The sequence below is a fragment of the Halobacillus sp. genome (genome assembly GCF_049282395.1).
In the GTDB taxonomy this organism is placed as follows: Bacteria; Bacillota; Bacilli; order Bacillales; family Halobacillaceae; genus Halobacillus.
Genome location: NZ_JBAPTY010000196.1, coordinates 1 through 2,386 on the forward strand (window position 1 = coordinate 1; position 2,386 = coordinate 2,386).

Below are 2,386 nucleotides of genomic sequence, written 5' to 3' on the forward strand. Positions count from 1 at the left end.
TGTTTACAGCCTTCATTATGTCTCTTGTGCTTACAGCTTGTAACACAAATGAAGGCGCTAGAGAACAACAGCGAAATAACTTTAATGAAGTAAGTTTTGGTCCTGAAGATCAAGGAATTCAGCAGAAGGGTCAAAATGCAGTGGATCCAGGTGCTGCACCAGGACAAAACAGATTTGATCCTAACATACATTTTGAAGGATTAAATCCAAATGGACCAAACGGAATGATGGATGCACCAAACATGGATAACGAAGAAAACAAAGCTGAACCTGACAGAGATCAGGGAAATGCAAAGGATGAACGTTTTGGGCAGGTCAATGGATCTCTTCAGGAAGAAGTAGTGAAATTAACCAATCAGGCGAGAGAGAAAAACGGTCTGAAGCCACTGAAAATCGATGGACAAGTAGCTAAAGTTGCTCAGAAAAAATCAGAGGATATGTCGGCCAATGACTACTTCTCTCATACATCTCCAACTTACGGAACGCCATTCGATATGCTGAAAGAATTCGGAGTGGATTATCGTACAGCGGCGGAAAATATCGCTGCCGGTCAAGAAACAGCTGATCAGGTTGTAAAAGGTTGGTTGAACAGTCCAGGACACCGTAGAAATATTATGAACAAGAATTTGACCCATATCGGAATTGGATATGACCAGGATGGAAATTACTGGACGCAAATGTTTATCGGAAAAAAATAATATAGCAAGACGTCACGGTTCGTCCGGCGTCCTGCTTTTTACATAACACGAGAAAGGACAGGGCATATGATTAAAAGAGTTATGATATTCATATTCATTATCTTCAGTTTGCTACCCCTGTCCAATGTCTATTCCAAACAAGATGAGCGGGTAGTAGCCATAGGTGATTCTATTCCGTTTGGATATAATTTGTCGAAAGATAACCACATGCCTCCTAGTAAAGCTTTTCCTAATCTTATTGGGAAAGAAACAGGTTTGGAAGTCACTAATCTCAGTGTGCCTGGTTTAACATCCGGGGAGCTCTTAAGGGCCGTTCATTCCAATGATATGTTCAGACAATCTATACAGGGAGCGGATTATGTCATTCTTTATATTGGGGGAAATGATCTTCTTAACTTAGTGAAAAAGAATAAAGGATTGGACGGTATTCGGATTAATGAAGCTGCTCCTGTGATCAGGGATCTGATATATAATGTATATTCCACAATCGTTTTGATTGATCAGCTAACAGATGGGCAGATTCTCGTGTATAACATTTACAATCCTTATCCTTCCGCGGGAGACCAGCTTAATACACCATTAGCTTACATTAACCAACAGTATGCTTCTTTAATTAAGCTTCTCAGTCATTTCACTTCAGTGAAGCTGTTGAATGCCAATTCAGCATTCAAAGGTCATCCGGATTACATCATTAAAGGAGATGTTCACCCTACTGAAAAAGGACAACGGGTTCTGGCTAAACTGGCCCTTCAGCAGATGAATAAATAAACTTCTACACGGACAGCCATATCCTCCTGTATACTAGTAAATAATTCAACAAGAGGAGGGTTTATATTGATCCGTTTCGGAATTATTGGAACGAACACCATTACGGAAAAGTTTTTGAAGGCCGGTGGCCAGCATGATCGCTTCGAAGTATCGGCCGTATACTCCAGGACCGAAGAGAGAGCAAGGGAGTTTGCTTCTCATCATGGCGCGAAACATTCGTACCATTCACTTGAAAGCTTTGCCTCAAGCACAGAAGTGGATGCCGTATACATAGCAAGCCCTAATTCTTTTCATGCAGAACAAGCCATTACCTGCATGAAACAAGGAAAACATGTACTTTGTGAGAAACCTATGGCTTCTAATCAGCAAGAGGTAGCTAATATGATTAAAGTTGCTCAGGAAGAAGGCGTAGTTTTGATGGAAGCGGTTAAATCTACACTTATGCCAGGATTTAAAACTCTGCAGGATCACTTGTCCAAAATCGGACGAGTCCGCCGCTATTTTGGTAATTTTGGTAAGTATTCCTCGCGTTATGATGCCTATAAAGAAGGAACAGTCTTAAATGCATTTAATCCACAGTTTTCGAATGGGTCCCATATGGACTTAGGAATTTATGGGGTTTATCCTATGGTCGTACTTTTTGGGGCTCCTCTGTCCATCAAGGCAAGTGGAGTCAAGCTTGCATCGGGCGTAGATGGCCAAGGAAGTATGATTGCCAGTTATGAAGGGCTGGAAGCGGTGATCACTCATTCGAAAATCACTAATACCTATGCACCTTCTGAAATTCAAGGGGAAAAAGGGGTAATAGTTATTCCAAACATCTCTGAACCTGAAGATCTTCTTATTCGATACAATGATGGCACAACAGAAACATTGCCGGGAAGAGCTGATAAAGATCCGATGTTTTATGAGATCGAAGA

At 41.2% G+C, this 2,386-nt stretch carries 3 protein-coding genes; all 3 read left to right on the plus strand.

Annotation, left to right across the window (positions count from 1 at the left end; translation table 11 throughout):
* The first annotated feature begins 17 nt into the window (after window positions 1-17).
* Window positions 18-698, plus strand: a complete 681-nt coding sequence (locus WAM07_RS08800) for a CAP domain-containing protein (RefSeq protein WP_422166114.1) — start codon at window positions 18-20, stop codon at window positions 696-698.
* A 66-nt stretch (window positions 699-764) separates the two neighbouring features.
* Window positions 765-1,466 carry an SGNH/GDSL hydrolase family protein gene (locus tag WAM07_RS08805; RefSeq protein ID WP_422166110.1) on the plus strand — a complete coding sequence of 234 codons (702 nt, stop codon included), beginning with the start codon at window positions 765-767 and terminating at the stop codon, window positions 1,464-1,466.
* 66 nt (window positions 1,467-1,532) lie between these two features.
* A partial coding sequence (locus WAM07_RS08810) for a Gfo/Idh/MocA family protein (protein ID WP_422166112.1) occupies window positions 1,533-2,386 on the plus strand: 854 nt, incomplete at its 3' end.

Bases quoted from the DNA above. Each gene is read 5' to 3' on its own strand.
- WAM07_RS08800 (WP_422166114.1), top strand. From the start codon at position 18: ATGTCTCTTGTGCTTACAGCTTGTAACACAAATGAAGGCGCTAGAGAA.
- WAM07_RS08805 (WP_422166110.1), top strand. From the start codon at position 765: ATGATTAAAAGAGTTATGATATTCATATTCATTATCTTCAGTTTGCTA.